26 protein-coding genes are annotated in these 25837 nt (G+C 51.9%); 14 read left to right on the top strand and 12 right to left on the bottom strand.

Annotated features, from left to right (window positions below):
* Window positions 1-9 precede the first annotated feature (9 nt).
* The gene (gene orn, locus ACLJRS_RS14815; protein ID WP_001271546.1) at window positions 10-555 is read right to left on the bottom strand and encodes an oligoribonuclease; all 546 of its coding nucleotides are present in this window, start codon (window positions 553-555) and stop codon (window positions 10-12) included.
* Window positions 556-661: 106 nt separating this feature from the next.
* On the opposite strand from orn, the gene rsgA reads away from it, so the two are divergent.
* The 3 genes from rsgA to mscM all read left to right on the top strand — a co-directional run bounded on the left by rsgA (window position 662) and on the right by mscM (window position 6119).
* Window positions 662-1714 (top strand): small ribosomal subunit biogenesis GTPase RsgA, encoded by a 1053-nt coding sequence (rsgA, locus tag ACLJRS_RS14810; protein ID WP_000041945.1) that lies wholly within the window; start codon window positions 662-664, stop codon window positions 1712-1714.
* A 91-nt stretch (window positions 1715-1805) separates the two neighbouring features.
* Window positions 1806-2774: an archaetidylserine decarboxylase gene (asd, locus tag ACLJRS_RS14805; protein WP_000934949.1), complete on the top strand. Its 969-nt coding sequence runs from the start codon at window positions 1806-1808 to the stop codon at window positions 2772-2774.
* Between the two features lie 18 nt (window positions 2775-2792).
* On the top strand, window positions 2793-6119 hold the full coding sequence (mscM, locus tag ACLJRS_RS14800; protein ID WP_001236755.1) for a miniconductance mechanosensitive channel MscM: 3327 nt from the start codon (window positions 2793-2795) through the stop codon (window positions 6117-6119).
* 66 nt (window positions 6120-6185) lie between these two features.
* On the opposite strand, the gene ACLJRS_RS14795 is transcribed toward mscM, so the two are convergent.
* The 3 genes from ACLJRS_RS14795 to epmA all read right to left on the bottom strand — a co-directional run bounded on the left by ACLJRS_RS14795 (window position 6186) and on the right by epmA (window position 9257).
* Entirely contained in the window at window positions 6186-6500 is a 315-nt protein-coding gene (locus tag ACLJRS_RS14795; RefSeq protein WP_000074655.1) for a YjeO family protein, read from the bottom strand.
* 51 nt (window positions 6501-6551) lie between these two features.
* Complete coding sequence (yjeM, locus tag ACLJRS_RS14790) at window positions 6552-8054, bottom strand: glutamate/gamma-aminobutyrate family transporter YjeM (RefSeq protein WP_000149876.1); 1503 nt, start codon at window positions 8052-8054, stop codon at window positions 6552-6554.
* Window positions 8055-8279: 225 nt separating this feature from the next.
* Window positions 8280-9257: an elongation factor P--(R)-beta-lysine ligase gene (epmA, locus tag ACLJRS_RS14785; RefSeq protein ID WP_000004797.1), complete on the bottom strand. Its 978-nt coding sequence runs from the start codon at window positions 9255-9257 to the stop codon at window positions 8280-8282.
* Between the two features lie 322 nt (window positions 9258-9579).
* Between epmA and frdA the strand changes: the two genes are divergently transcribed.
* The 5 genes from frdA to ACLJRS_RS14760 all read left to right on the top strand — a co-directional run bounded on the left by frdA (window position 9580) and on the right by ACLJRS_RS14760 (window position 13518).
* Window positions 9580-11370 carry a fumarate reductase (quinol) flavoprotein subunit gene (gene frdA / locus ACLJRS_RS14780; RefSeq protein WP_001192958.1) on the top strand — a complete coding sequence of 597 codons (1791 nt, stop codon included), beginning with the start codon at window positions 9580-9582 and terminating at the stop codon, window positions 11368-11370.
* The gene (gene frdB / locus ACLJRS_RS14775) at window positions 11363-12097 is read left to right on the top strand and encodes a fumarate reductase iron-sulfur protein (protein WP_000829509.1); all 735 of its coding nucleotides are present in this window, start codon (window positions 11363-11365) and stop codon (window positions 12095-12097) included. Before frdA ends, frdB begins: the two co-directional genes overlap by 8 nt.
* A gap of 10 nt (window positions 12098-12107) precedes the next feature.
* Window positions 12108-12503 (top strand): fumarate reductase subunit FrdC, encoded by a 396-nt coding sequence (gene frdC, locus ACLJRS_RS14770; protein WP_000208749.1) that lies wholly within the window; start codon window positions 12108-12110, stop codon window positions 12501-12503.
* A gap of 10 nt (window positions 12504-12513) precedes the next feature.
* Entirely contained in the window at window positions 12514-12873 is a 360-nt protein-coding gene (frdD, locus tag ACLJRS_RS14765) for a fumarate reductase subunit FrdD (RefSeq protein WP_000609650.1), read from the top strand.
* Window positions 12874-12984: 111 nt separating this feature from the next.
* Window positions 12985-13518 carry a lipocalin family protein gene (locus ACLJRS_RS14760; RefSeq protein WP_001238396.1) on the top strand — a complete coding sequence of 178 codons (534 nt, stop codon included), beginning with the start codon at window positions 12985-12987 and terminating at the stop codon, window positions 13516-13518.
* Between the two features lie 16 nt (window positions 13519-13534).
* Here the strand turns inward: ACLJRS_RS14760 and sugE are convergent, their stop codons facing one another.
* The gene (gene sugE / locus ACLJRS_RS14755) at window positions 13535-13852 is read right to left on the bottom strand and encodes a quaternary ammonium compound efflux SMR transporter SugE (RefSeq protein WP_000118469.1); all 318 of its coding nucleotides are present in this window, start codon (window positions 13850-13852) and stop codon (window positions 13535-13537) included.
* Between the two features lie 256 nt (window positions 13853-14108).
* On the opposite strand from sugE, the gene ACLJRS_RS14750 reads away from it, so the two are divergent.
* On the top strand, window positions 14109-14696 hold the full coding sequence (locus ACLJRS_RS14750) for a helix-turn-helix transcriptional regulator (RefSeq protein WP_000912959.1): 588 nt from the start codon (window positions 14109-14111) through the stop codon (window positions 14694-14696).
* 30 nt (window positions 14697-14726) lie between these two features.
* Here the strand turns inward: ACLJRS_RS14750 and ecnB are convergent, their stop codons facing one another.
* The 3 genes from ecnB to efp form a co-directional block, all read right to left on the bottom strand.
* Window positions 14727-14873: a lipoprotein toxin entericidin B gene (ecnB, locus tag ACLJRS_RS14745; RefSeq protein WP_000239598.1), complete on the bottom strand. Its 147-nt coding sequence runs from the start codon at window positions 14871-14873 to the stop codon at window positions 14727-14729.
* A gap of 107 nt (window positions 14874-14980) precedes the next feature.
* Window positions 14981-15115 carry an entericidin A/B family lipoprotein gene (locus tag ACLJRS_RS14740; RefSeq protein WP_001670700.1) on the bottom strand — a complete coding sequence of 45 codons (135 nt, stop codon included), beginning with the start codon at window positions 15113-15115 and terminating at the stop codon, window positions 14981-14983.
* 60 nt (window positions 15116-15175) lie between these two features.
* Window positions 15176-15742 (bottom strand): elongation factor P, encoded by a 567-nt coding sequence (gene efp / locus ACLJRS_RS14735; protein ID WP_000257282.1) that lies wholly within the window; start codon window positions 15740-15742, stop codon window positions 15176-15178.
* 40 nt (window positions 15743-15782) lie between these two features.
* On the opposite strand from efp, the gene epmB reads away from it, so the two are divergent.
* Window positions 15783-16811 carry an EF-P beta-lysylation protein EpmB gene (gene epmB / locus ACLJRS_RS14730; protein WP_000940482.1) on the top strand — a complete coding sequence of 343 codons (1029 nt, stop codon included), beginning with the start codon at window positions 15783-15785 and terminating at the stop codon, window positions 16809-16811.
* Between the two features lie 281 nt (window positions 16812-17092).
* Window positions 17093-17950 (top strand): YjeJ family protein, encoded by an 858-nt coding sequence (locus tag ACLJRS_RS14725; protein WP_001229224.1) that lies wholly within the window; start codon window positions 17093-17095, stop codon window positions 17948-17950.
* Window positions 17951-17997: 47 nt separating this feature from the next.
* On the opposite strand, the gene ACLJRS_RS14720 is transcribed toward ACLJRS_RS14725, so the two are convergent.
* From ACLJRS_RS14720 to ACLJRS_RS14710, 3 genes are all read right to left on the bottom strand, one after another.
* Window positions 17998-18351, bottom strand: a complete 354-nt coding sequence (locus tag ACLJRS_RS14720) for a DUF4156 domain-containing protein (protein ID WP_000558210.1) — start codon at window positions 18349-18351, stop codon at window positions 17998-18000.
* Between the two features lie 250 nt (window positions 18352-18601).
* Entirely contained in the window at window positions 18602-20248 is a 1647-nt protein-coding gene (groL, locus tag ACLJRS_RS14715) for a chaperonin GroEL (protein ID WP_000729126.1), read from the bottom strand.
* Between the two features lie 43 nt (window positions 20249-20291).
* Window positions 20292-20585 carry a co-chaperone GroES gene (locus ACLJRS_RS14710; protein WP_000027827.1) on the bottom strand — a complete coding sequence of 98 codons (294 nt, stop codon included), beginning with the start codon at window positions 20583-20585 and terminating at the stop codon, window positions 20292-20294.
* A gap of 275 nt (window positions 20586-20860) precedes the next feature.
* Here ACLJRS_RS14710 and yjeH point away from each other — a divergent pair, with 275 nt between their 5' ends.
* Window positions 20861-22102: an L-methionine/branched-chain amino acid transporter gene (yjeH, locus tag ACLJRS_RS14705; protein WP_001670701.1), complete on the top strand. Its 1242-nt coding sequence runs from the start codon at window positions 20861-20863 to the stop codon at window positions 22100-22102.
* A 58-nt stretch (window positions 22103-22160) separates the two neighbouring features.
* Here yjeH and ACLJRS_RS14700 read toward each other — a convergent pair whose 3' ends face one another.
* On the bottom strand, window positions 22161-22637 hold the full coding sequence (locus tag ACLJRS_RS14700) for an FxsA family protein (RefSeq protein ID WP_001267291.1): 477 nt from the start codon (window positions 22635-22637) through the stop codon (window positions 22161-22163).
* A gap of 340 nt (window positions 22638-22977) precedes the next feature.
* Between ACLJRS_RS14700 and aspA the strand changes: the two genes are divergently transcribed.
* Complete coding sequence (gene aspA, locus ACLJRS_RS14695; protein ID WP_000069440.1) at window positions 22978-24414, top strand: aspartate ammonia-lyase; 1437 nt, start codon at window positions 22978-22980, stop codon at window positions 24412-24414.
* Between the two features lie 114 nt (window positions 24415-24528).
* Window positions 24529-25830: an anaerobic C4-dicarboxylate transporter DcuA gene (gene dcuA, locus ACLJRS_RS14690; protein WP_000637595.1), complete on the top strand. Its 1302-nt coding sequence runs from the start codon at window positions 24529-24531 to the stop codon at window positions 25828-25830.
* Window positions 25831-25837 lie beyond the last annotated feature (7 nt).

The raw sequence follows: 25837 nt of genomic DNA, 5'->3' as shown, positions 1-25837 counted from the left end.
TGTTACGCCTCACAGCTTAATGAAATGCTCGCGGTAGTAAGCCAGCTCCGCCACCGACTCGCGAATATCATCCATCGCCTGGTGCGTGCCCTGCTTGGTAAAGCCGGCCAGAATCTCCGGCTTCCAGCGGCGCGCCAGTTCCTTGAGCGTACTGACATCCAGATAGCGATAGTGGAAGTAGGCCTCCAGTTCCGGCATATATTTAAACAGAAAACGACGATCCTGACCGATGCTGTTACCGCAAATCGGCGACTTACCCGCAGGCACCCACGTTTTCAGAAATTCAATCGTCGCCAGTTCAGCGTCTCGTTCGCCCATCGTACTTGCCTTAACGCGATCTACCAGGCCGCTGCCGGTATGGGTGCGCACGTTCCAGTCATCCATTAACGCCAGTTGCGCATCGGATTGATGTACCGCAATCGTCGGCCCTTCCGCCAGAATATTCAGGCTGGCATCCGTTACCAGCGTGGCTATCTCAATAATGCGATCGCGCTCGGGGTCCAGACCTGTCATCTCCAGATCGATCCAAATCAGGTTGTTTTCATCGGCACTCATGCTATTTTCCACCCTTCAGAGGTCACATTCACTGTGACTATATTCATCTACAATTGCGTGTATCATAGATGTTTTGCCCACTATGGGCGACCAGGAGCCAGTACGATTGAGCAAAAATAAACTCTCCAAAGGCCAGCAGCGCCGTGTGAACGCCAATCACCAGCGTCGTTTAAAAACGTCCGCGGAGAAAGCCGACTACGATGACAACCTGTTTGGCGAGCCTGCAGAAGGTATCGTCATAAGCCGTTTTGGTATGCATGCCGATGTGGAGTCTGCTGACGGCGAGGTTCACCGCTGCAATATCCGCCGCACTATCCGTTCGCTGGTGACGGGCGATCGCGTCGTCTGGCGTCCGGGCAAAGCCGCCGCAGAGGGCGTCAACGTAAAAGGCATCGTTGAAGCGGTGCATGAGCGCACCTCGGTATTGACGCGCCCGGACTTCTACGACGGCGTGAAGCCTATTGCCGCCAACATTGACCAAATCGTTATCGTCTCCGCGATTTTGCCGGAGCTGTCGCTGAATATCATCGATCGCTATCTGGTCGGCTGTGAAACCCTACAGGTTGAGCCGCTTATCGTACTCAACAAAATTGATCTGCTGGACGACGAAGGTATGGACTTCGTTAATGAGCAGATGGATATCTACCGCAATATCGGCTATCGCGTACTGATGGTCTCCAGTCATACGCAGGATGGTCTGAAACCGCTGGAAGAGGCGTTAACCGGTCGCATCAGTATTTTTGCCGGGCAGTCCGGCGTCGGAAAATCCAGTCTGCTAAACGCTCTGCTCGGCTTACAGAACGAGATTCTGACGAACGATGTGTCGAATGTCTCCGGTCTGGGTCAACATACCACTACCGCTGCTCGTCTGTATCATTTCCCGCATGGCGGCGATGTCATTGATTCCCCCGGCGTGCGCGAGTTCGGCTTATGGCATCTGGAGCCGGAACAAATCACCCAGGGCTTTGTCGAATTTCATGACTATTTGGGACATTGCAAATACCGGGACTGCAAGCATGACGCCGATCCAGGCTGCGCCATTCGCGAAGCGGTAGAGAACGGCGCTATCGCGGAAACCCGTTTCGAAAATTATCACCGAATTCTTGAAAGTATGGCGCAGGTAAAAACGCGTAAAAACTTTTCTGATACGGACGACTGACAGATACGCTAGGCGTCGTTAGAATCGTCCCCTTTTTTCAGGATACCGGTATAACTGCCGGTTCAGGAACAACAATGGCCTGGAGGCTACCTTGTTAAACTCATTTAAACTTTCGCTACAATACATTCTGCCGAAACTATGGCTCACTCGCCTGGCGGGCTGGGGCGCAAGCAAACGAGCAGGATGGCTGACAAAACTGGTTATCGATCTCTTCGTAAAGTATTACAAAGTCGATATGACCGAGGCGCAAAAACCGGATACCGCCAGCTATCGTACGTTCAATGATTTCTTTGTTCGTCCGCTGCGTGATGACGTGCGTCCGCTCAATACCGATCCTAACATCCTGGTGATGCCTGCCGACGGCGTGATAAGCCAGTTGGGTCGTATCGAAGAAGATAAAATTTTGCAGGCCAAAGGCCATAATTACAGCCTTGAAGCGTTGCTGGCGGGTAACTACCTGATGGCGGATAAGTTCCGCAACGGCACGTTTGTGACCACTTACCTCTCCCCTCGCGACTACCATCGCGTGCATATGCCATGCAACGGCATCCTGCGTGAAATGATCTACGTACCGGGCGATCTGTTCTCCGTTAACCATCTGACCGCGCAAAACGTCCCCAACCTGTTTGCCCGCAACGAGCGCGTTATCTGTCTGTTTGATACCGAGTTCGGCCCTATGGCGCAGATTCTGGTCGGCGCAACTATTGTCGGCAGTATCGAAACCGTCTGGGCGGGGACCATTACCCCGCCGCGCGAAGGCATCATCAAGCGCTGGACCTGGCCAGAAGGCGAACATGAAGGGTCTGTCGCCTTGTTGAAAGGCCAGGAGATGGGGCGCTTTAAACTGGGTTCCACGGTTATCAACTTATTTGCGCCGGGGAAAGTGAATCTGATCGCGTCGCTGGCAAGCCTGTCCGTTACCAAAATTGGCCAACCGCTGGCGACGTCGACCGAAACATTCGTCGCGCCGGAGGTGGAACCTGCTCCGCTGCCGGCAGAAGAAATTAAAGCTGAACACGACGCCAGCCCGCTGGTTGACAATAAAAAAGACGACACCTAATCAAGAGAGAATGCTGACGTGCGCCTGATTATCGCTTTTCTGATGGCCTGGTGCCTCAGCACGGGGGCCTTCGCCGCAACGGCCCCCGACGCCAAACAAATCACGCAGGAACTGGAGCAGGCAAAAGCGGCGAAGCCCGCTCAGCCGGAAGCCGTTGAGGCGCTCCAGACTGCGTTAAACGCGCTTGAAGAGCGAAAAGGCTCGCTTGAGCGCGCGAAACAATATCAACACGTTATTGATAATTTCCCTAAGCTATCCGCCACCTTGCGCGCCCAGTTGAATAATCTGCGCGATGAACCTCGCAGCGTACCGCCAGAGATGTCCACCGAAGCGTTAAATCAGGAGATCTTGCAGGTTAGCAGCCAGCTACTGGATAAAACCCGCGAGGCGCAACAGGAGCAGGAGCGCGTCAGGGAGATCGCCGACTCGCTCAGCCAGCTTCCCCAACAGCAAAACGACGCCCGCCGCCAGCTTAATGAGATTGAGCGACGGCTCGGCGCCGCAGGCGGAAGTGCCGCGCTTAGCCAGGCGCAAAGTCTCAGTATGCAGGCGGAGTCCGCCAAACTAAAAGCGTTAGTCGACGAACTGGAGTTGGCGCAACTGTCCGCCAACAACCGGCAGGAACTGGCTCGTCTGCGTTCCGAGCTGGCGGAAAAACAGAGTCAGCAATTGGATGCGTATCTTCAGGCGCTGCGCAATCAGCTCAACAGCCTGCGCCAACGTGAAGCGGAACGCGCGCTGGAAAGCACTGAGCTGCTGGCGGAAAACAGCGCCGGTTTGCCGGAAGGCATCGTCGAACAATTTAAAGTCAACCGCGAGCTGTCACAGGCGCTCAATCAACAAGCGCAGCGGATGGATCTGGTCGCCTCGCAGCAGCGACAGGCCACCAGCCAAACGTTACAGGTGCGTCAGGCGCTCAATACGCTGCGGGAGCAGTCGCAATGGCTTGGCGTGTCCAACATGCTTGGCGAAGCGCTGCGCGCGCAGGTCGCCCGTCTGCCAGAGATGCCTAAGCCGCAGCAGCTTGATACGGAAATGGCGCAGCTACGCGTTCACCGAATGCGCTATGAAGAGTTACTCAATAAGCAGCCGCAGCTACGGCAAATACGTCAGGCCAATGGACAGCCGCTGACCGCCGAGCAAAACCAGATTCTTGACGCCCAGCTTCGCACTCAGCGCGAGCTGCTCAACTCGTTGTTACAGGGCGGCGATACGCTGATCCTGGAGCTGACCAAACTGAAAGTCTCCAACAGCCAACTGGAGGATGCGCTTAAAGAGGTTAATGAAGCGACCCACCGTTATCTGTTCTGGACCGCTGACGTTAGCCCGCTATCGCTCTCCTGGCCTGTTGATTTGGTTCAGGATTTACGCCGGCTTATCTCATTAGATACGTTTAATCAGTTAGGTAAAGCCAGCATCATGATGCTGACCAGCAAAGAGACGCTACTGCCGTTATTCGGCGCGCTGGCGCTGGTCGGGTTTAGCCTCTATTCACGTCAACACTTCAACCGGTTCCTTGAGCGCTCGGCCTCGCGCGTCGGGAAAGTCACTCAGGATCACTTCTCGCTGACGCTGCGAACGGTGTTCTGGTCGATTCTGGTCGCCTCGCCGCTGCCGGTCTTGTGGGCGACGCTCGGCTATGGTCTACAGGAAGCCTGGCCGTATCCGCTGGCCGTCGCCATCGGCGATGGCGTGACGGCGACAGTACCGCTGTTGTGGGTAGTCATGATTTGCGCCGCGTTTGCCCGCCCTAATGGTCTGTTTGTGGCGCATTTCGGCTGGCCGCGAAACCGGGTAGCGAAAGCAATGCGCTACTACCTGATGAGCATTGGGCTGATCGTGCCGCTCATCATGGCAGTGATCATGTTTGATAATCTTAACGATCGGGAGTTTTCCGGCTCGTTGGGCCGCCTTTGCTTCATCCTGATATGCGGCGCGCTGGCGCTGGTCACGCTGAGTCTGAAAAAAGCGGGCATCCCGCTCTATCTTGATAAAGAAGGCAACGGCGACAACATGGTCAACAGCCTGCTGTGGAATATGCTGATGGGCGCGCCGCTTATCGCGATTCTGGCGGCGGCGGTGGGTTATCTGGCCACGGCGCAGGCGCTACTGGCGAGACTGGAAACCTCGGTCGCCATCTGGTTCCTGTTGCTGGTCATCTATCACGTCATTCGCCGCTGGATGCTGATCCAACGACGCCGACTGGCTTTTGACCGCGCCAAACATCGTCGGGCGGAAATGCTGGCGCAGCGCGCGCGCGGCGAAGAAGAACCGGCGCACTCCTCCAGCCTGGAAGGCGCGGTCGACATCGATGAAAGTGAAATCGATCTTGACGCTATTAGCGCTCAGTCGCTGCGTCTGGTTCGCTCAATTCTGATGCTTATCGCCCTACTATCGGTAATTGTACTGTGGTCGGAAATCCACTCGGCATTCGGCTTCCTGGAGAATATTTCGCTGTGGGATGTCACCTCTACGGTGCAAGGCGTGGAAAGTCTGGAGCCGATTACCCTCGGGGCGGTGCTCATTGCGATTCTGGTCTTTATCATCACCACGCAGTTGGTGCGTAATCTGCCTGCGCTGCTGGAACTGGCGTTATTACAGCATCTCGATTTAACGCCTGGTACCGGTTACGCCATCACGACCATCACCAAATATCTGTTAATGCTGATTGGCGGGCTGGTCGGTTTCTCGATGATCGGCATTGAGTGGTCGAAGCTACAATGGCTGGTGGCCGCGCTCGGCGTTGGGCTTGGTTTTGGCCTGCAAGAAATTTTCGCTAACTTTATCTCCGGCCTGATTATTTTGTTTGAAAAGCCGATTCGTATCGGCGATACGGTGACCATTCGCGATCTCACCGGCAGCGTGACCAAAATCAATACCCGCGCCACCACTATCAGTGACTGGGATCGTAAAGAGATTATCGTGCCGAATAAAGCCTTTATCACCGAACAGTTTATCAACTGGTCGCTGTCTGACTCCGTTACGCGCGTGGTGTTAACCATCCCGGCGCCAGCGGATGCCAATAGCGAAGAGGTGACGCAAATTCTGCTGACGGCGGCGCAGCGCTGTTCTTTGGTGCTTGATAACCCGCCGCCTGAAATCTTTCTGGTGGATCTCCAGCAGGGTATTCAGATTTTCGAACTGCGTATCTATGCCGCGGAAATGGGACACCGTATGCCATTACGCCATGAGATCCACCAATTGATTCTGGCTGGCTTCCGCGAACACGGTATTGATATGCCGTTCCCGCCGTTCCAGATGCGTCTGGAGAGCCTCGGCGGTAAACAAACGGGGAGAACGTTAACGTCAGCGGGTAAAACCAGCCGCCCGGCGGGGAGTTTGTAAACGCAATGGCGCCGGATGACGCTAAAAGACTCGATGACATAGGCTTATCAGGTCTTTTAGCATAGATCACACACAAAACTGATAGCGCAGGAAGAATTGCCAGGACCAGTAAGCAAATATCACCAACGCGACACAGTACAAAAACCAACTACGTATTTTCTTATACACAGTAACGTAAAAAAACGGGAAAAACAGGGGCAGCGTCATCATCGCGCCAAAACCTCTGGAATCATCATTTTCGACAGTTCTCATCACATCACAAATGTTGTTTATCCCACTCTCGCCAATCATCCACTCTTTATCCAGGACTGAAAATACAGCGATGAGTGGGATAGCCAGTAAAATCCAGATAGCGCACAATGCAAACATTTTCGGACTCATTATAAATATCCTTTTCATAAAGCCGATGAGCTAACGCTATCCGGACAAAGATTACTCCGCCGCCCACTCCGGATCGGCGCTCATGCGGCTGCTGTAATTCTGATAAATCGCCATCGCCAGCAGCGAGAAGAAGATCGGGCCGCCGATCATCCACAAGGCGCTGTCCCAGTCCCCAGCTTCAATCACTGGCTGGATGATGGTAAAGACGTTGGCAAACGTCACCACCAGCACCACAACACCCGTCGCGACCAGGGTAGAGGCTTTGGTTTTAAAGAGAACAAATGGCCGCTCCAGATCCTGACGCGCTTTAAAGAAGGGAAATGCCAGCGCAAGGAACAGGTATGGCAAGGTCATTGAGACGTTCGCCATCAGAGTGAGTTTGTTATAAAACGCCGATGCGGTGTCACCGCCAAAAGAGACCAGCAAAATAAACAGACTCACCAGCACGCACTGTAGCCACATAGCGGTCGCCGGCATACCGTTAGCGTTCAGTGTCGTCATCGGCGCGGGCCACAACGCTTTTGGCGTCCCCTGAATAATGGCTTTCAGCGGTGAATAGCTCAACGTAAAAAACGCGCCGGTATAAGCCAGAAACATAGAAAGGCCGGTGATACGCGCAAACCAGACGCCCACCGTCATCGCAGCTTCCGGAGAAAGGTTTAACGCGTTACCTAATGTCGTGCCTAAACTCGACATCAGAATGTAGGTGATATTCCCTAAGTTAACGGCGCTATTACTTAATATCTGTTGCCAGTTAGTACTGACGCCCCATAAAAAGATCGCCAAAGAATAACCAATTGAAATCACAATGGCCGCGAAGACAATGCCTTTCGCAAAATTCTTTTCCGGTTTTTCGGTTTTATCCACCAGTCCGCCGACAGCCTCAATACCGCCGTAAGCAAAAATAGCAAATACCACAAATGACAACATTGCCAGGCCGGAGTGATAACCCGGATTCGGTGACGAGGTAAAATTAATTTCTTGTGCAAAATGCCCACCATTTAATAACAAAATAGCGACACTCACTAACAATAAAACTAAATTAAGACACATTACGGCAATACCTCCGACCGCCGTAATTCGCGCAATTTTATTGATCCCTCTGGCGGCGACACACGTCACCAGAATCATCCAGCCAACGGCGAGCAGCCCGACAACCTGCGTAGGCTCAAGCCCCGCAATACGCCAGTGCTGCGTCATATCGGCGCCAAAAACAAAAGTAGAAAACGGTACCCAAATTTTTGCCGCCGTACTTACCATCCATATGACATACGATGAAAACCACATAAACGTGCCAATAAACGCGTAACGTGGCCCCACGCTATTATTCATCCACGAATAGATCCCGCCCTCTTCTTTGCGATAAGCGGAACCCATTTCAGCCATCATTAAGGCGAATGGAATAAAAAACAGCAAGGCAGAAAATATATACCATGGGATTGCGCTATACCCCATTAAATAAAACGCCGACGGGCTATTCGCAAAACCAAAAACAGAAGTAAAAATCATCAGGATAAGCCCAATAAGGCTCATCTTTTTTATCGTGTGGGTCATTCAACCATCCCTTACTCTCGAGCGCGTTTGCCAGACGCCGCTCACCGATTGACGCCGCCTTCTTTTTTACAAAGGTCAGCGATAAAAAAATCAACACAGGATTGATACCTAAATGGCATCAAAGTTCCAGCCTTATGTTGTGGCAAACAGAGGATAATTGAAAAAATATGCTACAAAATGGCGCTTATTGCGCCATTTTATCTCGCGATAGAGTGAATTTCAGATTTACGCCCGATCGACCGTAAAAGCAATCACGTCCGCCAGGCTTTCTGCTCCCAGTGCCAGCATCACCAGACGATCGACACCCAGCGCCACGCCGGAACAATCCGGTAGACCGGCGGCCAGAGCATCCAGCAGATTTTGGTCAATCGGCTGCTGCGGCAGACCGCGAGCGGCGCGCTTACGATTGTCCTGTTCAAAGCGCTGTTGTTGCTCACGTGCGTCCGTCAGTTCGTGGAAACCATTCGCCAGCTCAATACCTTTGTAGTACACCTCAAAGCGCTCGGCGACGCGATGATCCTCGGTACTGATTTGTGCCAGCGATGCCTGACTTGCCGGAAAGTGATAAATAAAGGTCGGCTTTTCTTTACCTATATGCGGCTCAACCCCCATCGTGAACAACAGTTGCAGCAACGTATCACGGTCTTCTTCCGTATCGGCGATATTGCTTAAATCAAGCTTTGCCGCCGCCTCACGCAGTTGCGTTTTATCTGCTGATAACGGGTCAATCTCCAGATGGCGCTGAAACGCCTGTTGATAGGAGAGACTTTCCGCAGGTTGACAATCCAGCACTTGCTGAAGCAAATCATCCACTTCATTCATCAGGCGGTACATATCGTAATGCGGGCGATACCACTCCAGCATGGTGAATTCCGGATTATGATGTCGTCCCATCTCTTCATTACGGAAACTGCGGCATAGCTGGAAAACCGGACCGCACCCTGCCGCCAGCAGGCGTTTCATATGGTATTCCGGACTGGTCATTAAATAGAGGTTCATCCCCTGGGAATGGCCAGGTCCGACGAAACGCGTTTCGAACGGGAACAGATGAATGTCTGTGACCGTCGCCTGACTCATGCAGGGCGTCTCAACCTCAAGTACTCCACGATCGGCAAAGAAACGACGGATTTCCGCCATAATCGCCGCACGTTTTAATAAATTGGGGATGGACGCGCTCGGCTGCCAGGTTGCCGTTTCGCTCATGATTCTTTCTCCAGTTTAAGACAAGGTCACGAAGTCTACTCGCAACGCGCGGGCGAAACAAATTTTGCGCAGGCGTATCGGGCACCTTCTGGAGGGTAAAAAAAGTGATTTCAGATGGTTTAGTAATTAAATTAATCAAAATCAATGATAATTCATCCCTCTGATACGCTAAAAAAATCGAACACGTCAAATTTCCCTCACATCCCTGAGACTATACTGTTGTACCCATAAAGGAGCAGTGGAAACGCATTCATACTTCGCAGAACCCAGAGGCTTTATCTGGCTGCGCGAGGGTGAAATTACAATAATCTGGAGGAATGTCGTGCAAACCTTTCAAGCCGATCTTGCCATTATAGGCGCCGGTGGCGCGGGATTACGTGCTGCAATTGCTGCCGCACAGGCGAATCCCAATGCTAAAATCGCACTGATCTCAAAAGTGTACCCGATGCGCAGCCACACCGTCGCTGCCGAAGGGGGTTCAGCCGCTGTCGCCCAGGATCATGACAGCTTTGACTACCATTTTCACGATACGGTAGCAGGCGGAGACTGGCTGTGTGAGCAGGATGTCGTGGATTACTTTGTCCACCATTGTCCCACTGAGATGACGCAGCTGGAGCAATGGGGCTGCCCGTGGAGCCGCCGTCCGGACGGTAGCGTTAACGTGCGTCGCTTCGGTGGTATGAAAATCGAGCGTACCTGGTTCGCCGCGGATAAAACCGGCTTCCATATGCTGCATACCCTGTTCCAGACTTCCCTGCAGTTCCCACAAATCCAGCGCTTTGACGAACATTTCGTGCTGGATATTCTGGTTGATGACAACCATGCGCGCGGCCTGGTGGCAATGAACATGATGGAAGGCACGCTGGTGCAAATCCGTGCCAACGCCGTGGTCATGGCGACAGGCGGCGCAGGCCGCGTATACCGCTATAACACCAACGGCGGCATCGTCACCGGCGACGGGATGGGCATGGCGCTGAGCCATGGCGTTCCGCTGCGTGATATGGAATTCGTTCAGTATCACCCGACCGGCCTGCCAGGTTCCGGTATCCTGATGACTGAAGGTTGCCGCGGCGAAGGCGGTATTCTGGTCAATAAAAATGGCTACCGTTATCTGCAAGACTACGGCATGGGCCCCGAAACGCCGCTGGGCGAGCCGAAAAACAAATATATGGAACTGGGGCCGCGCGACAAAGTATCCCAGGCTTTCTGGCACGAATGGCGTAAAGGCAACACCATCTCCACGCCGCGCGGCGATGTGGTTCACCTCGACCTGCGTCATCTCGGCGAGAAGAAACTGCATGAACGTCTGCCGTTCATTTGCGAACTGGCGAAAGCCTATGTCGGCGTCGATCCGGTTAAAGAACCGATTCCAGTACGTCCGACCGCGCACTACACCATGGGCGGCATTGAAACCGACCAGAACTGTGAAAGCCGTGTCAAAGGGCTGTTTGCCGTTGGCGAATGCTCCTCTGTTGGCCTGCATGGCGCGAACCGCCTCGGTTCCAACTCACTGGCGGAACTGGTGGTGTTTGGTCGTCTGGCTGGCGAACAAGCAATGGAACGCGCTGCTACGGCAGGCACCGCAAATAGCGCCGCGCTCGACGCCCAGGTTGCCGATATTGAACAACGTCTGAAAAATCTGGTGAACCAGGAAGGCAACGAAAACTGGTCGAAGATCCGCGATGAGATGGGTCTGTCTATGGAAGAAGGTTGCGGTATTTACCGTACCCCGGAACTGATGCAGAAAACCGTTGATAAACTGGCCGAGCTTCAGGAACGTTTCAAGCGCGTACGTATCTCCGATACCTCCAGCGTGTTCAACACTGACCTGCTGTATACCATCGAACTGGGTCATGGTCTGAACGTGGCGGAATGTATGGCGCACTCTGCGCTGGCGCGTAAAGAGTCCCGCGGCGCGCATCAGCGTCTGGATGAAGGCTGTACCGAGCGCGACGATGTGAACTTCCTCAAGCACACCCTCGCCTTCCGCGATGCTGATGGCACGACCCGTCTGGAATACAGCGACGTGAAAATCACCACCCTGCCGCCAGCCAAACGTGTTTACGGCGGTGAAGCGGAAGCAGCCGATAAGAAGGAGAAGGCGAATGGCTGAGATGAAAAACCTGAAAGTTGAGGTGGTGCGCTATAACCCGGAAACCGATACCGCGCCGCACAGTGCTTTCTATGAAGTTCCTTATGATGAAACAACATCGCTACTGGACGCGTTGGGCTACATCAAAGATAACCTGTCGCCAGACCTGAGCTACCGCTGGTCCTGCCGTATGGCGATCTGCGGCTCTTGCGGCATGATGGTCAACAACGTCCCTAAACTGGCGTGTAAAACCTTCCTGCGCGATTACACCAACGGTATGAAGGTGGAAGCGCTGGCGAACTTCCCGATTGAGCGCGATCTGGTTGTCGATATGACGCACTTTATCGAAAGCCTGGAAGCGATTAAACCGTACATTATTGGCAACTCTCGCACGCCAGATCAGGGGCCGAATGTCCAAACCCCGGCGCAAATGGCGAAGTATCACCAGTTCTCCGGTTGCATCAACTGTGGTCTGTGCTACGCCGCGTGCCCGCAGTTCGGTCTGAATCCTGAGTTTATCGGACCGGCTGCGATTACGCTGGCGCATCGCTATAACGAAGATAGCCGCGATCACGGTAAGAAGGAGCGTATGGCGCAGTTGAACAGTCCGAACGGCGTATGGACCTGTACTTTCGTGGGCTACTGCTCCGAAGTCTGTCCAAAACATGTCGATCCGGCTGCGGCCATTCAGCAGGGTAAAGTGGAAAGCTCGAAAGACTTTCTTATCGCCACCCTGAAACCACGCTAAGGAGTGCAACATGACGACTAAACGCAAACCCTATGTGCGGCCGATGACGTCCACCTGGTGGAAAAAACTGCCGTTTTATCGCTTTTATATGCTGCGCGAAGGCACAGCGGTGCCGGCAGTCTGGTTCAGTATTGAACTGATTTTCGGTCTGTTTGCGCTCAAACACGGCGCGGAATCCTGGATGGGATTCGTCGGCTTTTTACAAAACCCGGTGGTAGTGATCTTAAACCTGATCACCCTGGCGGCCGCGCTGCTGCACACCAAAACCTGGTTTGAACTGGCGCCGAAGGCGGCCAATATCATTGTAAAAGACGAAAAAATGGGGCCAGAGCCAATCATCAAAGGGCTTTGGGTGGTCACTGCGGTAGTCACCGTAGTCATTCTGTATGTTGCCCTGTTCTGGTAAGGAGTCCCGGATGATTAATCCAAACCCAAAACGTTCTGATGAACCCGTATTCTGGGGACTGTTTGGCGCAGGCGGTATGTGGGGCGCGATCATCGCGCCGGTGATCGTGCTACTGGTTGGCATCATGCTGCCGCTGGGGCTATTTCCGGGCGATGCCCTGAGTTTTGAGCGCGTACTGACGTTCGCCCAAAGCTTTATTGGTCGCGTTTTTCTGTTCCTGATGATCGTGCTGCCGCTATGGTGTGGCCTACACCGTATGCACCACGCGATGCATGACCTGAAAATCCACGTGCCTGCGGGCAAATGGGTCTTCTACGGTCTGGCGGCAATCCTGACCGTTGTGACGGCGATTGGCGTTATCACTCTCTAAGTTGCCACGACGCCCTCTTATCTACCCGATAAGAGGGCGTTTTTTCTTTTCCTGCCTCTCATTTTCCCGCCAGGTTCTACACTTAGAAAAAACACTGGAAGGAAAAACGCTATGCGCTTGCTGCCCGTCGTTGCTGCGGTTACTGCGGCATTTTTGGTTGTCGCCTGTAGTTCGCCTACCCCGCCTAAAGGCGTTACCGTGGTAAATAACTTTGATGCCAAACGTTACCTCGGCACCTGGTATGAGATCGCACGCCTCGATCATCGATTTGAACGTGGACTGGAACAAGTCACGGCCACCTATAGTCTGCGTGACGATGGCGGGATTAATGTCATCAATAAAGGCTATAACCCGGATCGGGAAATGTGGCAAAAAACAGAAGGCAAAGCGTATTTTACCGGTAGTCCAAACCGCGCCGCGCTCAAGGTCTCTTTTTTCGGCCCGTTCTACGGCGGCTATAACGTGATTGCGCTTGACCGGGAATACCGTCATGCGCTGGTGTGCGGCCCGGATCGCGACTATCTGTGGATACTCTCTCGCACGCCAACGCTTTCTGAGGAAATAAAACAGCAAATGCTGGCCGTCGCGACCCGGGAGGGGTTTGACGTCAATAAATTAATTTGGGTAAAACAATCAGGTTCGTAGCAATATCAGCGACGAATTAATGCGCACTGAGTTTTAGCCCAATGATACCCGCGACGATCAAGCCAAGACTGAGCAAACGCGCCGGTGAGGCAGACTCGCCCAGCAGAAGGATACCGGTGATTGCCGCCCCAACGGCGCCGATGCCGGTCCAGATGGCGTACGCCGTTCCAACAGGCAGCGTTTTCATTGCCCAGGAAAGTAACGCCATACTGATAACCATGGCCGTAATGGTGATAATACTGGGGGTCAGACGAGAAAAACCGTGGGTATACTTCAGGCCGACAGCCCATACCACTTCAAGTAAACCAGCGATTAATAGAATGATCCAGGACATAGCAGGCTCCAGATAATTAATGGGGCCGTCCCCGGTGAGAATAGCGTTTACAGGTCGTCCTGTAACGTATACGGATGAAAAGCCATTCTTGCCTGAGAGAAAATGAATTTCAACCTTTTTATTTTTTTCCGTCTAAAGGCGGGAATTGGCCCTTTTAAGCCGCGTAGTTTTCGCATTTAGCGCCCACAGGAGTTCTCTATGATGGAACGCCTTCTGGGAAAGAAAGTGCTTTATCTACTTCCGGGTACAAAAAACTATGTTGAAAATTTTAGTGATAGACCGATGCCACTTTACCCGTACGGGCATGGAGGCCTGGCTTAATCACACTGATGTGCTCAGTTCTTCACTGCTGGTATCCGGGATGAATAACCTTATACTGGCGAAAGAACATATTCTGCAATGGAAGCCCCATCTGGTTATCGCTGATTTATATGGTTTTCTCAACGATGCCTTACCCGAGCAGCCTATCAATGCATTTTTTGCCGCCTGCAGGATGACGCCGTTAGTATTATTACAGTCAGGGAATATGCCGTACAGACCGCAATATGCCAGTCATGCGGTGTTATCTAAACACACGCCTTTACATGAGCTTGCACAACGAATTAAAGGAGCGCTATATACTCATCCACTGCAGGAAGCGCCGGAAAGCGCCACGCCATTGCTCTCTCCGCAGGAGGAAAAAGTGCTCGCGATGTGGACGGAAGGCACCAGCAATAAAGAGATTGCGTATGCGCTTGGCATTCACGGGAAAACGGTTTACACCTATAAGCGTAATATCCGTATGAAACTTCATATGGATAATCGGTATTCTCCCTTTCTTATGCTTCCGGAGAAAATCGATTAACGGTACGACGCCATGCCGTACCGTTGATGATTACTGCTGAGCTCTGGTTGCAGCGCCAGAGATCGCACTACCACCGTCCGAGATGTCCTCGCCCACGCCGCGCGTGGTATTACAAGCAGTTAATACAGTGGAAAGTACCAAAACAGAAAAGATCGCTGCAATTGTCTTTTTAACCATAATGTCTTCCTTTTCTAGCCAATGTTGTTTGTGTATAGCAACTTAATAATAGACAACATCCCAGAAAATGACGGGCGATCGACTAATTTTAGGAAGACGAGAAGCGATTAGCTGGCTGCGCGGGAGATGGCGTGGCCAAGATGCTGAATATCTTCGCCGAAGCCGCGGGCGGTATTACATGCCGTTAATAATGTGCCGGTAAGAAGAACCAGTGCGACAAGGCAGATAAAGCGTTTCATCATTGAGGCGCGAAAAATAGGATGGCGCAGCATACGCTGCACCATTTTTCCCGATAACGTAAATTATTTTACGCGGGATACGTATTCGCCGGAACGGGTATCGACTTTGATCACTTCGCCAATCTGCACGAACAGCGGAACTTTAACCACTGCGCCAGTCGACAGCGTGGCTGGTTTGCCGCCAGTACCTGCGGTATCGCCCTTCAGACCTGGGTCGGTATCAACAATTTCCAGTTCAACAAAGTTCGGCGGAGTGACAGAGATAGGCTGACCGTTCCACAGGGTTACGATGCATTCCGCCTGATCCAACAGCCATTTTGCGTTGTCGCCGATAGCCTTGGCATCTGCAGACAGCTGTTCGAAGGTTTCGTTGTTCATGAAATGCCAGAACTCACCGTCGTTGTACAGGTAAGTCAGGTTCATATCGACTACGTCCGCGCCTTCTGCGGAATCGGTCGATTTGAAGGTTTTCTCAACGCGCGTGCCGGTCAGCAGACGGCGCAGCTTAACGCGGGCAAACGCCTGGCCTTTACCCGGTTTCACGAATTCACTGGATTCAACCGCATAAGGTTCGCCATCCAACATGATTTTAAGACCGGAACGAAAATCGTTGCTATAGTAAGTCGCCATAAGGCCCTCTGAAATTGTTAACTGGTAGCTAAGCCACAAAATGGCGCATATTGTAACCCTAAATACCCCATTGCGAGAAGATTGGTTAGCGCAACTTGCCGATGTTGTGACCAATCCCGACGAACTGCTGCATCTTTTACAGATTGAAGCTGATGAAAACCTCCGGGCAGGACAGGACGCCAGGCGCTTGTTTGCCCTCCGCGTGCCGCGCGCTTTTATTGCGCGCATGGAGAAGGGCAACCCTGACGATCCTCTTTTACGTCAAGTGCTGACGTCCCGGGATGAATTTATTGTCGCCCCCGGTTTCTCCACCGACCCGCTGGAAGAGCAACACAGCGTGGTGCCAGGATTATTGCATAAATACCAAAACCGGGCGCTATTGCTGGTAAAAGGCGGATGTGCGGTAAATTGCCGCTACTGTTTCCGTCGTCACTTCCCGTATGCAGAGAATCAAGGCAATAAGCGCAACTGGACAGTCGCGCTGGAGTATATCGCCGCACACCCGGAACTGGATGAGATCATCTTTTCCGGCGGCGATCCGCTGATGGCGAAAGATCATGAGCTGGACTGGCTGCTCACGCAACTGGAAGCCATTAAGCACGTCAAGCGGCTACGCATCCACAGTCGGTTGCCTATCGTCATCCCGGCACGCATTACTGACGAACTGGTCGCCCGCTTTGACCAGTCACGTCTGCAAATTTTGTTGGTGAACCATATCAACCACGCTAATGAAGTGGACGAGGCATTCTGCCTGGCGATGAAGAAACTGCGCCACGTGGGCGTCACGCTTCTCAACCAGAGCGTCCTGCTGCGTGGCGTGAATGATAACGCGCGAACGCTGGCGAATCTGAGCAACGCGCTATTTGACGCTGGCGTGATGCCCTATTACCTGCATGTGCTGGATAAAGTGCAGGGCGCCGCGCATTTTATGGTCACCGATGACGAAGCCCGGCAAATCATGCGCGAACTGCTCACGCTGGTATCCGGCTATATGGTGCCAAGACTGGCGCGTGAAATCGGCGGCGAACCGAGCAAAACACCGCTGGATTTACAGCTTCGGCAGTGCTAATCCTCGCGGGCGCGTCAGGGACGACGAAAAATATTAGCGCGCAATATTACGAGGAGATTCCCCCGCGATTCTCCTCACCCTCTGGCGAGGATAAACTAACCTTCGTTAAATACACCTTTCCGGTCCTCTCTTTTCAATAAAGTCCGTTTTAGGACTCGCTTAGCGTGTACTGCATTTTCGAATTATACTGGTTCTCCTTTTTATAGGACGGCATAAACAATTTATATATCAAATACATTGCAGTAAAACATTTAATTATTTTATATTTGTGGAGAATTGACATGGCCTTAACGATTAAGGGACTAAATACCGGCGTTATTCGTCACAATGATAAGTTTATCGCGCTGGCGCTTAAGGTGAAGTCACTGAGAAATAAAGAAACACTGCTTTTCTTTCCTGTGCTCGCGCTGCGAGACTTGTTGATCGGCCTTGAACACCGGCTTTATCTACAACACTCGCTTCCGGAACAAGAGCAGGAAAAACGCCAGAAAGCTAAAAGCAGTCATGTGCTTAAAATGCATGAGAATATTCCGGCAATACTCCGTGAAGAGCTGGAAAACGCCGATGTTAATCAGCGTGTTGAATCTTTAGCGTTGAGCGATAATACAGAAAAAGTATTAACCTTTACGTTAAAGCTGCACAATGGTAGCCATCTTGATTTACAGGTCGGTGAGTGGCAGGTTGAAGTTCTGGTGATGGCTATTATTCACGCCATTAATAATGCCGAAATGCGTGAGCTCGCATTGCGTATTTCTTCAATGCTGGACTTTTTACCATTATACGATGCTGACTGCCTGGAAAACGGTAATATCGAATTCGATACCTATAACCAGCCTGACTGGAAACATAATCTGTATAAGCATTATTTAGCGCTCGTTTATCGTTATACGGATGAGGCAGGACAATCGCATGATTGCGGCACCATCATTAAGACCCGTAGTCAGTCAGGCTCTAAAGAAGCTGAAGCGATATCACGCCGCTTGCTGAATTTCAGCCCGCGTCTTAAAAAGCTGGAAGGAAAACCGTGTAAGGTTTTTGTCAGAACGCTTGGAACCGGTAAAGCAGCGCGTCTGACGCAAGATCAATGCATGCGCGCGTTGCATAATCTACGCATGGCGTCATCGCAGGAAAAACGCTAACCATATCGCCCTCTGAATCTTTCAGAGGGCGTTACGATTCAGACATATCAATTCGGACATTTATAAACCTGGCCGTTCATCTCGCTGGCCGTCGGGACAAAACTGGACAACATGCCCTGTGACGGACTACTTACGCCATACAGCACGTTTCCACCCATCGCGGCCGCCTGATTACGCAGATCGTTCGCTGCGCCACGCATTGAGCCACCCTCTTCGCCGTGCTGGCCTGAAAACCAGTTACTCTGTTTACCAGTTGCCGTACCAATAAGCTGGCATTCCGCGCCTGGCTTATCTTCGACAAAGCGTACATTTTGGCCGGCAGCGGTGAGTTCGTTGCTGGAGCTACAACCCGCCATCAGCAGCGCGGCGCCAACGATCCCTGCTAAATATTTCACGTGCATGTTATTCCCCATAATCAATGAGCTGGACGTTTTGTCCGTATCTGAATCTTATACTAAAAAGATGACTAAAAGAAAAACCCCCGGTCATTTCTGCCCGGGGGTTTCTCAATTCTGGGAGATAAACATCCAAATCATTCTGGTTGCAGGAAGGCGGCCAGTTTGTTAATCCCCAGTCACTTACTCAAGTAAGTGACTGGGGTTAGCCAACGCATCTGCAGCCTGAAGGATGCAGGGTGCAGGGTGTGGGCAATTACATCATTCCGCCCATACCACCCATACCACCCATGCCGCCAGCAGCGCCTAAATCAGGAGCATCGCTTTTCGGCAGGTCGGTCACCATGCACTCGGTAGTGATCATCAGACCAGCCACAGAAGCAGCGTACTGCAGCGCAGAACGGGTAACTTTGGTTGGGTCCAGGATACCCATATCGATCATGTTGCCGTATTCTTCAGTTGCTGCGTTGTAACCGTAGTTACCGTCGCCGCCTTTAACGGTGTTAGCGACAACAGACGGCTCTTCGCCGCAGTTCAGCACGATCTGACGCAGCGGAGCTTCCATTGCGCGCAGCGCAACTTTGATACCCACGTTCTGGTCTTCGTTCTGGCCTTTCAGGTCAGCAATTTTAGAAGCAACGCGGATCAGCGCAACGCCACCACCAGCAACCACGCCTTCTTCTACCGCAGCACGGGTCGCGTGCAGGGCATCTTCAACGCGGGCTTTCTTCTCTTTCATTTCAACTTCGGTCGCAGCGCCAACTTTGATTACCGCAACGCCGCCTGCCAGTTTCGCTACGCGCTCCTGCAGTTTTTCACGATCGTAGTCGGAGGTCGCTTCTTCAATCTGCTGACGGATCTGAGCAACACGGCCCTGGATGGCAGCTTCTTCACCCACGCCATCGATGATGGTGGTGGTGTCTTTGTTGATCACAACACGTTTCGCCTGACCCAGGTCTTCCAGGGTTGCTTTTTCCAGCTCCATACCGATCTCTTCAGAGATTACGGTACCGCCGGTCAGGGTAGCGATATCCTGCAGCATCGCCTTACGACGATCGCCGAAGCCAGGTGCCTTAACCGCAGCCACTTTCACGATGCCACGCATGGTGTTCACCACCAGGGTAGCCAGCGCTTCGCCTTCAACATCTTCAGCGATGATCAGCAGCGGTTTGCCTGCTTTTGCAACGGCTTCCAGAACCGGCAGCATTTCGCGGATGTTGGAGATTTTCTTATCAGCCAGCAGGATGAACGGGCTTTCCAGTTCTACTGCGCCAGTTTCCGGCTTGTTGATGAAGTAAGGAGACAGGTAGCCGCGGTCAAACTGCATACCTTCAACCACGTCCAGTTCGTCCTGCAGACCGGTACCGTCTTCAACGGTGATGACGCCTTCTTTACCGACTTTATCCATCGCTTCCGCGATCAGTTTACCTACGGTTTCGTCGGAGTTAGCGGAGATAGTACCTACCTGAGCAATCGCTTTAGAGTCGGAGCACGGTACGGACAGCGCCTTCAGCTCTTCAACCGCCGCAGCAACCGCTTTGTCGATACCACGTTTCAGGTCCATCGGGTTCATGCCCGCAGCAACGGCTTTCAGGCCTTCGGTAATAATGGACTGCGCCAGTACGGTCGCGGTGGTGGTGCCGTCGCCTGCAGCGTCGTTCGCTTTAGAGGCAACTTCTTTCACCATCTGCGCGCCCATGTTTTCAAACTTGTCTTCCAGTTCGATTTCACGCGCTACGGAAACACCATCTTTAGTGATAGTCGGCGCACCGAAAGATTTATCCAGAACCACGTTACGGCCTTTCGGACCGAGGGTTACTTTCACTGCATCTGCCAGTACGTTTACGCCGCGCAGCATTTTCACACGAGCGTCGTTACCGAATTTTACGTCTTTAGCTGCCATTTTCTCTTTCCCTTAAATTCGTATGTTCAGTGTCGTTCGCGGATTACGCTTCAACAATTGCCAGAATGTCGCTTTCAGACATGATCAACACTTCTTCATTGTCGATCTTTTCAGATTTCACACCGTAGCCATCGTTAAAAATAACGATGTCGCCAACTTTCACGTCCAGCGGCTGTACAGTACCGTTGTCCAGGATGCGACCCTTACCGACAGCGATGATTTCGCCACGAGTTGATTTACCCGCTGCGGAACCGGTCAGTACGATGCCGCCAGCAGATTTAGACTCAACTTCTTTACGTTTGACGATCACACGATCATGTAACGGACGAATACTCATTGATAGCTCTCCTTTGAGAAAGTCATTATCAGTTATGGGTGACGCCGGCCCGTAAACGGTTTCCCGGCTGGTGACCAGAGAGATGGGGATGGGGTTTTGCCCCTTCAAGGGGGGAGATGAAAAAAAATTCTTCTGAGCGAAAAAAGCGGTAAAAACGCTACTTATCTCACGTTTACCCAAGGTTTAGAACATCCTGCTATAAGAAAAGGCGTGTGTGATACGCTTAAAAATGTCTGTCGTCACCTGACGTTACAATGCCGCCGGATAATGAGCTGATGAATGAACTAAAAAAAGAGCTTGGGTTGGTTCAGGGCGTTATCTTGTTAACCACATCATTATTAGGGACTGGCGTTTTTGCGCTTCCGGAGCTGGCTGCGCTGGCGGCAGGCGACATCAGCCTTTGGGCATGGCCGCTGCTCATTATTTTGATTTTCCCTATTGCGATTGTCTTTGCTGTGCTGGGGCGTCACTTTCCACACGCTGGCGGCGTAGCGCATTTTGTCGGGATGGCATTTGGCCCGCGTCTGCAACGAGTGATCAGTTGGCTGTTTTTATCAGTCATTCCTGTTAGTTTTCCCGCAGCCTTGCATATTGCGGTGGGTTTCGGCCAGGCGCTGTTTGGCTGGCAAAGCGAACAGCTCTTATTTGGGGAGCTGGGTACTCTAGGTTTACTATGGTTTATGGGATCGCGCGGCGCCAGCTCCAGCGCCAACCTGCAAGCCATTATCGCTGGATTAATTATCGCGCTTATTGCCGCCATTCTGTGGAAAGGCGCGATTAAACCTGCAGATATCACCTTCCCAGCCGCAAACGAAATCACCTTTTCCCGGCTGTGTACCGCCCTGGCGATCATGTTCTGGGGATTTGTGGGAATTGAGGCTTTTACGCATTTGTCGTCTGAATTTAAAAATCCTGAACGTGATTTTCCGCGCGCATTGATCATTGGCCTGATGCTGGCCGGCTCCATTTATTGGACCTGTACCGCCGTGGTGCTGCATTTTGGCGTCTATAGCGACAAGATAGCGGCAACAGCATCGCTACCGCTTATTATTGTTCATCTCTTCGGTATCCAGGCGTTGTGGATAGCCTGCATTATTGGTTATCTCACCTGCTTTGCCAGCCTGAATGTGTATGCTCAGAGTTTTGCGCGTCTGATATGGACGCAAATGCAATATCAGCCCGATCACTATCTGGCTCAACTCTCTCCCGGGCGCCTTCCCTTGCACGCGTTAAACGTTATTCTGGCCTGTTGTTGCGTGAGTTCCCTGGTCGTCTACGCCCTGAAGATTAACCTCAATGCGCTGATCGTCTATGCTAACGGTATTTTTATTATGCTCTATCTGCTTTGTATGCTGGCGGGCTGTCGACTATTGAAAGGGCGCTGCTATGCACTGGCGGTGACGGGTTGTCTACTGTGCCTGTTATTGCTGGTAATGCTGGGGTGGAAAAGCTTATATGCCATTATCATGCTGGCAGCATTATGGCTGTTTTTACCGAAGCGAAAACGCATGGCGTAAGACGTATCTGTTGGCCGGATAACGCCTCACGCGACTTATCCGGCCAGCATCTCTACCTTTAATCCCGACGATCGTCTTTATGTTCAATACGATCGCGATCGTCATCTTTACGCTGATACTCGCCGTCAAATGTTTCGCCACCGCCAGTACCCGCGCTAAACCCGCCGCCCGGCATCCGGGAAAAACGTAAATGCGGCAGCAACTTCAGCGTCAAATGTTTTTGCACTGGCGGTAACAAAAGGAGAAGGCCGAGAAAATCGGTGAAAAATCCCGGCAACAGGAGCAGTAAGCCAGCGATGATCAGCGATACACTCTTAATCATTTCTGCCGCCGGGCTCTCACCGGCCGCCATTTTTTGTTGCATCAGCAAAAAGTTTTTAAAACCCTGGTTACGTACCAGCGACATACCGATAACAGACGTAAAAATCACCAGGATTAACGTCATCAGGACGCCAAGCACATGGGCGACCTGGATAAAGATAGAAATCTCAATGTAAACATAGAGAAAGACAGCTAAAAAGGGTATCCAGCGCAAAGGACTCTCCTGTAAGTCATGGCCGTCTGCGACGACCATTTGAATGGGGTTGCGATTCGCATCGATTCGATATGGTGGTGCGTAGCAAAATTTCAAGTGGTTTGTACACCTATTTTAGGTAGTAATACTAAAGCGGTGACCTATTTCACAAAATAATAAATAAGGGGTAAATTCCCACACTTTAAGTGATCCAGATTACGGTAGGAATTCTGAACCAGCATATGATCTCGTTTATCAGGCCGATGGAGGGGATAATCGTCGGTCAGAAAACATTCGAAATCACATATATCCTGTGTGTTTTAAAGTAAAAATCATTGGCAGCTTGAAAAAGAAGGTTCACATGTCAAACAACATTCGTATCGAAGAAGATCTGTTGGGTACCAGGGAAGTTCCAGCTGAAGCCTACTATGGTGTTCACACTCTGAGAGCGATTGAAAACTTCTACATTAGCAATAACAAAATCAGCGACATCCCTGAATTTGTGCGTGGCATGGTTATGGTAAAAAAAGCGGCGGCGCTGGCCAACAAAGAGCTGCAAACCATTCCTAAGAGTGTGGCGAACGCCATCATTGCCGCATGTGATGAAGTCCTTAACAACGGTAAGTGCATGGACCAGTTCCCGGTAGATGTCTATCAGGGCGGCGCGGGCACTTCCGTCAACATGAATACCAACGAAGTGCTGGCCAACATCGGGCTGGAACTGATGGGTCATCAGAAAGGTGAATATCAGTACCTGAACCCGAACGACCACGTGAATAAATGTCAATCCACTAACGATGCCTATCCGACAGGCTTCCGTGTAGCGGTTTACGCCTCTATCGTCAAACTGATCGATGCCATCAACCAGTTGCGTGAAGGTTTCGAACGTAAAGCGGTTGAATTCCAGGACATCCTGAAAATGGGTCGTACCCAGTTGCAGGACGCCGTACCGATGACGCTTGGTCAAGAATTCCGTGCGTTCAGCATCCTGCTGAAAGAAGAAGTGAAAAGCATCGAGCGTACTGCTGAGCTGCTGCTGGAAGTCAACCTTGGCGCAACGGCAATCGGTACTGGTCTGAACACGCCGAAAGAATACTCTCCGCTGGCGGTGAAAAAACTGGCTGAAGTCACTGGTTTCGCCTGTGTTCCGGCTGAAGATCTGATTGAGGCGACGTCTGACTGTGGCGCGTATGTTATGGTTCACAGCGCGCTGAAACGTCTGGCAGTGAAGATGTCCAAAATCTGTAACGACCTGCGCTTGCTCTCTTCTGGTCCTCGTGCCGGCCTGAACGAGATCAACCTGCCGGAACTGCAGGCGGGCTCTTCCATCATGCCAGCCAAAGTGAACCCGGTTGTACCGGAAGTCGTAAACCAGGTATGCTTTAAAGTCATCGGTAACGACACCACCGTTACGATGGCGGCGGAAGCCGGTCAGTTGCAGTTGAACGTTATGGAACCGGTTATCGGCCAGGCGATGTTCGAATCCATCCACATTCTGAGCAACGCGTGCTACAACCTGCTGGAAAAATGCGTTAACGGCATTACCGCGAATAAAGAAGTGTGCGAAGGGTACGTTTATAACTCCATCGGTATCGTCACTTACCTCAACCCGTTCATCGGCCACCACAACGGCGACATCGTCGGTAAAATCTGTGCTGAAACCGGTAAGAGCGTACGTGAAGTTGTGCTGGAGCGCGGCCTGTTAACGGAAGCCGAGCTGGACGATATTTTCTCCGTACAGAACTTGATGCACCCGGCTTATAAAGCTAAACGTTATACTGATGAAAGCGAACAGTAATCGTACAGGGTAGTACCAAAGAGGCACGTCACGATGACGTGCCTTTTTTCTTACAAGAAGTTACCAAATAACAACAATTTAATATCAACTTGTTAAACAACAAGGAAGGCTAATATGATAGTTGTCGAACTTATCATTGTTTTGCTGGCAATCTTTTTGGGCGCCAGACTTGGGGGCATCGGTATTGGATTCGCAGGTGGGCTGGGTGTTCTGGTACTTGCCGCCATCGGCGTGAAGCCAGGGACAATTCCATTCGATGTCATTTCCATCATCATGGCGGTTATCGCCGCGATCTCTGCTATGCAGGTCGCGGGCGGTCTGGATTATTTGGTAAACCAGACGGAAAAACTGCTGCGTAAGAACCCGAAATACATCACTATCCTCGCACCGATTGTGACCTATTTCCTGACTATTTTTGCTGGTACCGGGAACATTTCCCTGGCAACGCTGCCGGTTATTGCTGAAGTCGCGAAGGAGCAGGGAATCAAACCTTGCCGTCCGCTCTCGACCGCCGTGGTATCCGCGCAGATTGCGATTACCGCCTCGCCGATTTCTGCGGCCGTGGTGTATATGTCTTCTGTTATGGAAGGTCATGGCATTAGCTACATTCACCTGCTGTCCGTGGTTATCCCCTCTACGCTGCTGGCGGTGCTGGTGATGTCCTTCCTGGTCACGATGCTGTTCAACTCCAAACTGTCGGACGACCCGATTTACCGCAAGCGTCTGGAAGAAGGGCTGATTGAACTGCGTGGTGAAAAGCAGATTGAAATCAAACCGATGGCAAAAAATTCCGTCTGGCTGTTCCTGCTGGGCGTTATTTGCGTGGTTGTTTATGCGATTGTCAACAGTCCGAGCCTCGGCCTGGTTGAGAAACCGCTGATGAACACCACCAACGCTATTTTGATCATCATGTTGAGCGTCGCAACGCTGACCACCATCCTGTGTAAAGTGGAAACTGACGCCATCCTCAACTCCAGTACCTTTAAAGCAGGGATGAGCGCCTGTATCTGTATTCTGGGCGTGGCGTGGCTGGGCGATACCTTCGTATCCGCTAACATCGACTGGATCAAAGACACTGCGGGTAGCGTCATCCAGGGTCATCCGTGGCTGCTGGCCGTCATCTTCTTCTTTGCTTCCGCGCTGCTCTACTCTCAGGCGGCAACGGCGAAAGCGCTGATGCCGATGGCGCTGGCGCTGAACGTCTCTCCGCTGACGGCAGTCGCTTCCTTCGCCGCCGTTTCCGGCCTGTTCATTTTGCCGACCTACCCGACTCTGGTTGCGGCGGTACAGATGGATGACACCGGTACAACCCGTATCGGTAAATTCGTCTTTAACCACCCGTTCTTCATCCCAGGCACCCTGGGCGTCGTTCTGGCTGTCTGCTTCGGCTTCCTGCTGGGCAGCTTTATGCTGTAAGTGTTTC

This window comes from Salmonella sp. SAL00670, assembly GCF_046552235.1.
Classification (GTDB): Bacteria; Pseudomonadota; Gammaproteobacteria; order Enterobacterales; family Enterobacteriaceae; genus Salmonella; species Salmonella enterica.
This window is presented reverse-complemented; position numbering and strand designations above follow the sequence as displayed.